An 8,796-nucleotide genomic window follows, 5' to 3' on the forward strand; every position below is an offset into this window, starting at 1 on the left:
TTCGGGCGGCAGAAGACCCTGAGTTTGAGACCTTCTACACCAAGAACATCTTGTTGAATGAAGGCATTCGGGCCTGGATGGCCCCGACCGACCAGCCCCATGAGAAGTTTGTATTCCCCGAAGAGGTTCTACCTCGCGGTAACGCGCTGTAGATTGCTACCGGTAATTACAACCGTTAAGAGGTGCTGAAGCACCTCTTTTTTTTGCTTAGCAGCTCAGTAGAGTAGCCAAAGGAAGCCGGCCATAGGGGCCAGGGCAAACGGGCGGCAATCATCCAGAATAGGTGACTGAGCCTGGGGGTTGCTCTTGCAATTAGTAGCCAGTGCGATCGCGCTCTGCAATCCCGAGAATGGCCTGATTATATCGCTCTGCTGCCAGCAGCACCTGAATGCCTTGGCCCTGGCACAGCCTTGAAAATTGCTGTAGGACCTGCTTGCGGGTGGCGGGTGGCTGAGTCTCGAACTCGGGGCAGTCTGTTACCGCCACCAACAGCGGCTGAAAGCCCAGACAGGCCAGACCGTAGATCAACTGCTTCGTCAGCCGCGCCTCGGGCCGAGTGGGGTCTACCCCAGTGACGGCTTCGGCAAAATAGCCGCCGTGGGTGTCGATTTTACCTCGGAAAAAATCAATGCTGAGCCTGACGTAGTCGATCAAGTTCAGCGATCGCTTGCCTAGGGCATGGCTCAATAGCCCCACCTGCCCATGGCCGGGCAGCGCCTCGCGGTAGTCGGTACAGTCAAAGACGGTAAACAGCTCTGCGATCGGCTTTTGGTTGGCGTCAAGCAGCTCTAGCTGGCGATCGAGCAGCGAGGTACGTTGCAGGGTGTACAGGTACTTTAGATACGACGACACTGTCACCGTCAGGGTTTTTCCCGCAGCCTCTAGGGTAGTGACTTGAGCCGTAGGGGTGACGCTCTGGGGCCTAGCATTGGAGGTAATGGGCGATCGCGGCTGCACATCCAATAGATCGCCACTGCTGGGGTCGAGGTTGACAATCCCATAGGTATTAGGTGCTTTAGGGTCTGGCAACCTGACTACCACATTTCCCAGCCGGTAGCCGCCCTCGCGGGTGCGGGTGGGGAAACTGGCGTAGTTGGCGGCGGTAGAGGCGAGCTTCAGAGCCATATCGCCCTCGTTGCTAAATAGATAAGTCTCCTCAAACCGTCGCAGCGACGAGCTGAGAAAGTTGGCCCGGCTCGAAATAATCGTTTCTGCTGGAATGTCGGGGGCCACCAGCACCAGCCGCCCCAGCGAAAAGACGTTGCCAATATTGGGCGAGGGGGACTTGGCTTTGTCGGCTCCCAGGCTGGTCTGCCCGATCGAGCTCCGGTCAAACACGTCTGACAAAATGCGCACCGTGTCGGTGACCACAAAACTGCCCATGCTATGGCCAATGAACGATAGCTTGATGCGGGGCCGCTCTGACCAATCGGCAGCGGGGTCGGCCTCAACAACGGCTTTGTCGAGCTGGCGAATCAGTTCGACCAGGTCGGGCACCCCAAAGTTGTTGGCCCGGTACGAGTCTCGAAAGTAACCCACAATCCGCAGCAGAAAGAGGGTCAGCACCACGGAAATTGCGATCGTCGCCATCAGCAACAGCAGGACACCCCCAATGCCAAAGGCGACGGTGCCGGGCAGGGGCGTGAACAGCGCCACCAGGGTCAGCCCGACCAAAACCGCAAACGCCACAATTACAATTACCTTCAGGATGACGGGTAGCGATCGACGGGCATAGCTCAGCTTGCTTTTGAGGGTATCGTTGCCGTGGCCGTTAATCCGTTCAGAGGGCCAGCGGTAGCCGATCATCATCAGCCCCTCAGATTTTTGGTCGTAGTTTTGGGCGATGTCGTTGCAAATATCCTGATACCACCCTTTGACGCCGTCGCCCTGGGGTTGCTGGTTTGCATCTGTGGCAAAGTTGCCGAGGGCGGTATTGTAGCCATGGACCGCAAACAATATTTCTGGCTGGGCCTGGCGGTGGAGGAATTGGGCGATTTCAGCGATCGTAGGGGTTGGGTCAGCAACCGGGCTAACGGCGTCCTCGACATTGTTGGGGGCGGTGCTGCCGACAAAATAGGCCAGAAACTCTGGCAAGGAGTTGGCCGCATCCGCACCGGTCGATGCAGTTGCCACCCTGGGGATGCTCTCGATATTAATCAGATAGCGCCCGGTGGATTGGCTCATGGTTGTTTGGAACCTATGGAACATTCATGAGGTTGACACAGCCACTGCAATTTTAGAAAGTCTAACCTGGACAAACTTAATCAGGATTTTGTCTGTGGACTATTGCGCCATGCCCGCCTAGACGCAACGACTGCTCAGATTCAGTCCCAGCAAGTACACCAGCACGCCACTGCAAGATCAAGCAGTTCTCAATCATCGCCAACACCTTCGTCTAGGTGTTGGCGTCGTTATCGCTATGGCTATTAAGCTTGGGGTAGGTTGTGATGGTCATCACTGCCAGACCTTATCCTCTATTTTGGGCAGAGATACCCTAGGACTGCCCTGAATTGCCGAGCTATGACCCAGCATCCTTTGAAGTCTAGGCGATCGCCCGTTCGGCCTTGACTAAGCCATTGCCGATGGGGTGCAGCTCAAAGCCAGCTTTCTTGCAGACGTGCTGCATGGCGCGGTTCTCTAGCAAAATCTCAGCGGTAATGCGGCTGATAGATTCGCTTTGAGCAACGTGAATCAATCGCAGCAGCAGTTCGGTGCCGACCCCGAGGCGCTGGGTCGAGTCGGCGACCAGCATAGCAAATTCGGCCTCGCTGGTGCCGTTGAGCCTGGTCAGCCGCCCGACTCCCAAAATCTCGCGCTGGCCGGTGTCGGGGTTTTGGTAATCGACGACCAGGGCAATTTGGCGATCGTAGTCGATGAAGCAGATCCGGGTTAAGCGCTCGTGGGCGGTGCGCTGGCTCAGCTTCATCATGTGGAAATAGCGGAGATAGACGCTTTCCTCGGACAGGGTTTGGTGAAACTGAATGATCAGGGGTTCGTCTTCGGGGCCAATGGGCCGAATTTTCACCGGGCGACCGTCTTTCAGCGCCCAGTCGGCGACATACTGGCTCGGATAGGGCCGAATCGCGGGCTTGGGAATCTGGGAGAGATCCACCTCGGCATCGTGGAGCACGATCCGGGCATCCAGCGCTTGCAGGGTCTGAGACACCGGGGCATCGGCGGGGGAAGCTAGCAGCGGGTTGATGTCAATCTCTTTGATTTGAGGATGTTCAACCACCAGCTGACTAAAGCGCACCAAAATCTGTTCGAGCTGGTCGAGGTCAACGGCGGCCCGACCGCGCACCCCCCGGAGCGCCATGGCAATCTGAGTGTGCTCGATCAGTCGCCGGGCCAGGGTAGTCGTCAGCGGCGGCAGGGCGACAGCGCTGTCACGCATGACCTCGACCATCTGCCCCCCGGCCCCAAACAGCAGCACCGGGCCAAACTGAATGTCGAGACTGCTGCCTAAAATCAGCTCGTAGCTCTCGTCGCGGTTGATCATAGGCTGCACCGTCACCCCGTCAAAGGCCTCGGGCCCGGCTTTGGCGGTGACCGATTGCTCAATCTCCTGGTAGGCCTGCCGCACCGCTAGGGCGTTGGGAAGATTGAGTTTTACCCCGCCAATATCGGTTTTGTGGGTAATCGTTTCTGACAACAGCTTGAGCACCACCGGGTAGCCGATGCGATCGGCGTGGGCCATGGCTTCGGCTTCGCTGGTCGCCTTGAGGGTCTGCACTACCGGAATACCGTAGGCCGCCAAAACCTGCTTAGATTCTTGCTCGGTGAGGAGCGATCGCCCCTGGTTATGCACCGATCGCAGCAGGGGCGCAACCTGAGCCGGGTCGGCCCCATTTTCTCGCCCGTCGCTGGCCAGGGTGGGGGTCTCGTAGAGCGCCTTGAGGTTGTAGCTATAGCGCCACATGAAGTTAAACAGGTGAGCCGCCGCATCGGGGTAGGGGTAGGTGGGAATGCTGGCCTGATTCAAAATCGCCTCCCCGGCCATCACGTCAGCCCCGCCCATCCAGCTGGCCAGAACGGGTTTGCTGAGGGTTTGAGCGCAGGTCTTGAGCTGCTCCGCCGTACGGGTGGGGTCGGTCATGGCCTGGGGCGTCAAGATTACCAGCAGCCCGTCACCATCCGCATCCTGGGCGGCAATCTCGAGGGTTTGCATGTATCGCTCGGGATCGGCGTCGCCCAAAATATCGATCGGGTTGCCGCGACTCCAGTGGGTCGGCAAAATCTGATCGAGACTTTCCAGGGTGGCGGCGCTGAGGGTCGCCAGCTGACCGCCAGACTTAATCAGGGCATCGGTGGTGAGCACACCCGGGCCGCCCGCATTGGTGATAATTGTGAGCTTGGGACCTTTGGGCAGGGGGTTTTGCTTGGCCAGCACTTCGGCCACGTCAAACAGTTCGGCGATCGAGTCTACCCGCAAAACGCCGCAGCGCTGAAACGCGGCGTCGAGCACGGCATCGCTGCCCGCCAAAGACCCGGTGTGGGAGGCGGCAGCCTTGGCGGCGGCTTCGGTGCGCCCGGCTTTGATCACAATGATGGGTTTGGTCAGCGCCACCTCCCGCGCCGCCGAGAGAAACGATCGCGCATTGCCAATCGTTTCCATGTAGATCACGATGCTGTGGGTCTGGGGATCGTCGCCCAGATAGTCGATCAGGTCGCCCCAGTTGACATCCAGCATGGAGCCGATGGAGATAAAGGCGCTAAACCCCACGTTTTCGCGGGTGCTCCAGTCTAAAACGGCGGTGCAGATCGCCCCGCTCTGGCTAATGAAGGCGACATGGCCGGGGTTGGCCATGGTGCCCGAGAAGGTGGCGTTGAGCCCCAGGCGAGGGTTCATCACCCCCAGACAGTTGGGGCCGATCAGCCGTAGGGAGCTGTGGCGCAACTGGTCGAGGATGTCTTGCTCTAGGGCGATGCCCGGCGCGCCAATCTCTTTGAACCCGGCAGACACCACGATCGCCCCCTTGACCCCCGCCTCAATGCACTGGCGAATAATCTCGGGCACGGTGGGGGCCGGGGTGGCAATGATGGCCAGGTCGATGGGTTCGGGCACCGCGCTGAGCGAGGCATAGGCCTTGATCCCCAGGACGCTGCTGCGCTTGGGATTGATCGGAAACACGGTGCCGCCGAAGGGATGGCTGATTAGATTCCACAGCAGGGTGCGGCCGACGCTGCCAGGGCGATCGCTGGCCCCGACGACGGCCACCGTAGCCGGGTTAAAGATGGCCCCCAGGGGTTGGTGCTCTGACCCCAAAATGTCGTAGGCCGGATCGGGGGTGAGCGCTGGCGTGGGCGATTGAAGCTGAACCATAGTGACCCCTGTTGTATCGGCGTTTTTCTAAGCCCGGTTTAAGGCTAGGCGTAATGTCGCGATTCACAAAGCGTTCGGGAACCGACTCGGAACCCAAAATTTCTTAAATTCGAAAGCAAGCCGTTGAGCGACCCTACGGCAAGCATTAAGTTGTTCTAGTTCAAACTTGAAGCCAAGGGTTTTATTCTTCCCATAGTTTTTATATTCTTTTCAGAATATTCACGCCCCTCAAAAAGGGATGTCAGGGTCTATACCAAACCCCAAAAAACAATCAGTTGATTGTTTTAGGGCCAACAAAATGTCATGCCGATCACGCTTTCAATCGAACCAACGTAGTGATTTTTACTAAACAGAGAATATTGATCCTCAAGGTATTTATTTTTGTTAAACCAGGGTGATGCGGCCCGGTGGCAGCGCTAGACTACGAAGAGAGAGCAGGATAAGCACATTTACTCATCGCTACGGTACCTGTTCCCCTCTGAACACAGTGTTTTTCGTTGATCTATGGATTGGTTATGATGATGGTTGCCAAAGCTGCAGAAAGGCTGCAGAGATAGATAGCGGCAAGAGTAGCCGTAGAAATTTTCCTTGGTGATCCCAGTATTCTTGCCTGTGTAGGCCACAATGAGCGGATTTCTCTGGCTTACATGTAGGTTGGCTGTTATCTCAGCGCCGTTAGTTTTTCTATAGTCTTTATTGAGGAGTTGCGCCATGGTGATCGCCACCGTTCCAGCCCTGGAAGAACTTATCCAAAGAGTGGCCCTGGCCCAGGAGCAATATGCGGCTTTTCCCCAGGGAAAAGTGGATGAAATCTTTAAAAAATCGGCCCTCGCCGCCAACACCGCGCGCATTCCCCTGGCCAAAATGGCCGTTGAAGAAACAGGCATGGGCGTGGTCGAAGACAAGGTGATTAAAAATCACTTCGCCTCTGAGATTATCTATAACAAATACAAGGGAGAAAAGACTTGCGGGGTGATCGAAGAGGACAGTTCCTTTGGTATTCAGCGGATTGCTGAGCCCGTCGGCATCTTGGCGGGGATCGTGCCGACGACAAACCCAACCTCGACCGCAATTTTCAAGGCGCTGATTGCCCTCAAGACCCGCAACGCCATCATCTTTTCGCCCCACCCGCGCGCCAAGCGCTGCACCATTCAGGCGGCGCGAGTGGTACTGGAGGCAGCGGTGGCAGCAGGAGCCCCGCCCGACATCATCGGCTGGATCGATGAACCCACCGTAGAGCTGTCCCAGGTGCTGATGCAGCATCCCAGCATTAACCTGATCCTGGCGACGGGCGGCCCTTCGATGGTGAAGGCCGCCTACTCGTCGGGGCACCCTTCCCTGGGGGTGGGGGCGGGCAATACCCCGGCGCTGATTGACGACTCGGCAGATATTCGGGTGGCGGTGTCTTCGATTTTGCTCAGCAAGACCTTTGACAACGGCATGATCTGCGCCAGTGAGCAGTCGGTGATCGTGCTCGATCAGATTTACGAAGCGGTGCGCCAGGAATTTGCCCTGCGGGGGGCCCATTTTCTGGACGAAGGCGATCGCGCCGCAGTGGGCCATCAACTGATCGTCAACGGTCGCCTCAATGCCGCCATCGTTGGGCAGTCGGTGGCCAATATTGCCCAGCTGGCGGGGATCAGCGTTCCCGCAGACGCCCGCGTGCTGATCGGCGAAGTCTCGGATATCGACGTCAATGAGCCCTTTGCCCACGAAAAGCTGTCACCGGTGCTGGCCATGTACCGGGCCACCGACTTTGCCGATGCCGTCAGCAAAGCCCAGCAGCTGGTGCGCTTTGGCGGTCGCGGCCACACGGCGGTGCTCTACACCGACCCGGCCAACAGCGAACACATTCGCAACTTTGAAGACAGCGTTGAAACCGCGCGGGTGCTGATCAACACGCCCTCCTCCCAGGGGGCGATCGGCGACCTCTACAACTTCCGGCTCGACCCGTCGCTGACCCTGGGCTGTGGCAGCTGGGGCGGCAACTCGATCAGCGAGAACGTCGAGCCGGTGCATTTGCTCAACATCAAGACCGTGGCCGAACGGCGGGAAAACATGCTGTGGTTCCGGGTGCCGCCCAAGGTGTATTTCAAGGCGGGTTCACTGCCCGTAGCAATCCAGGATTTAGCCGGGAAAAGGCGCGCCTTTGTGGTCACCGATCGCCCCCTCTACGACCTGGGCATGACCGCCAGCCTGGAGGCGGCCCTCAAGCAGGTGGGCCTGGCCTACGACATCTTCTACGACGTGGAGCCCGACCCCTCCCTCGAAACGGTGCAGCGGGGCCTGGCGATGATGAACTCGTTTCAGCCCGATGTGATCATCGCCATCGGCGGCGGGTCGCCCATGGATGCCGCCAAGGTGATGTGGCTGATGTATGAGCACCCCGAAATCGAGTTTGAGGGGCTGGCGATGCGGTTTATGGATATTCGCAAGCGGGTTTACCAGCTGCCACCCCTGGGTGAAAAGGCAATCATGGTGGCGATTCCCACTACCTCGGGCACCGGCTCCGAGGTCACCCCCTTCGCGGTGGTGACCGACCACCGGGTCGGCATCAAGTATCCCCTGGCCGACTATGCCCTCACCCCCACCATGGCGATCGTCGATCCGGCCCTGGTGATGCATCTGCCCAAGCGGCTCACCGCCTACGGCGGCATCGATGCCCTCACCCACGCCCTCGAAGCCTACGTCTCGGTGATGGCCTCTGACTTTACCAGCGGATTAGCTCTGGAGGCGATTCAGCTGCTGTTTGACTATCTGCCCCGGGCCTACCACCAGGGGGCCAGCGACCCCGAGGCCCGAGAGAAGGTGCACTACGCGGCGGCGATCGCCGGTATGGCCTTTGCCAATAGCTTCCTCGGCATCTGTCACTCCATGGCCCACCAGCTGGGCGGCACCTTCCACATTCCCCACGGTCTGGCCAATGCCCTGATGATCTCCCACGTGATTCGCTACAACGCCACCGATGCTCCCTTTAAGCAGGCCACCTTCTCCCAGTACAAGTACCCCGAGGCCAATGCCCGCTATGCCCGCATTGCCGAAGTTTTAGGCCTGGGGGGCCAGACCGAAGCGGAGCGGGTCAATGCCCTGATCGCCGCCGTCGAAGACCTGAAGCAACAGCTCGACATTCCGGTGTCCATCCGCGATGCCATGTCGGGCACCGAAGAAGACTTCTTCGCCAAACTCGATCTGGTCGCCGACCAGGCCTTCGACGACCAGTGCACGGTGGCCAATCCCCGCTACCCGCTGATCAGCGATCTGAAGCAGCTCCTGGTCGATGCCTACCGAGGCATATCGCCGATCGCAACCCGCGATCGCCCCCTGCCCGAGCTCCAGCCCACCGCCTAAGCCAGAGGGCAGGTAGTTTTGCAGATCTAACAAACGCACGGGAGCTAGGAAGCCTCAGGAGCTAGGGAACTCAACCTGCTTTATCCCCTGCAATCGCTCAAACCCCAATAGTAGCCCTCTCCCCC

The 8,796-nt window shown here is 58.6% G+C and carries 3 protein-coding genes and 1 pseudogene; 2 read left to right on the forward strand and 2 right to left on the reverse strand.

The annotated features are described in order from the left end of the window. Nucleotides 1–152, forward strand: a pseudogene (locus IQ254_RS27510) (photosystem II D2 protein (photosystem q(a) protein)); the annotation flags it as partial. A 160-nt stretch (nucleotides 153–312) separates the two neighbouring features. Here the strand turns inward: IQ254_RS27510 and IQ254_RS27515 are convergent. Both IQ254_RS27515 and IQ254_RS27520 read right to left on the reverse strand, forming a co-directional pair. Next, the gene (locus IQ254_RS27515) at nucleotides 313–2,184 is read right to left on the reverse strand and encodes an alpha/beta hydrolase (RefSeq protein WP_193969345.1); all 1,872 of its coding nucleotides are present in this window, start codon (nucleotides 2,182–2,184) and stop codon (nucleotides 313–315) included. Between the two features lie 358 nt (nucleotides 2,185–2,542). After that, nucleotides 2,543–5,323, reverse strand: coding sequence for a bifunctional acetate--CoA ligase family protein/GNAT family N-acetyltransferase (locus tag IQ254_RS27520; RefSeq protein WP_193969346.1), 2,781 nt, complete (start codon nucleotides 5,321–5,323; stop codon nucleotides 2,543–2,545). Between the two features lie 711 nt (nucleotides 5,324–6,034). Here IQ254_RS27520 and adhE point away from each other — a divergent pair. Then, a complete protein-coding gene (gene adhE, locus IQ254_RS27525; RefSeq protein WP_193969347.1) occupies nucleotides 6,035–8,671 on the forward strand; it encodes a bifunctional acetaldehyde-CoA/alcohol dehydrogenase in 2,637 nt (878 codons plus the stop codon). Nucleotides 8,672–8,796 lie beyond the last annotated feature (125 nt).

Origin of the sequence: Nodosilinea sp. LEGE 07088, assembly GCF_015207395.1 — a bacterium.
Lineage (GTDB): Bacteria > Cyanobacteriota > Cyanobacteriia > Phormidesmidales > Phormidesmidaceae > Nodosilinea.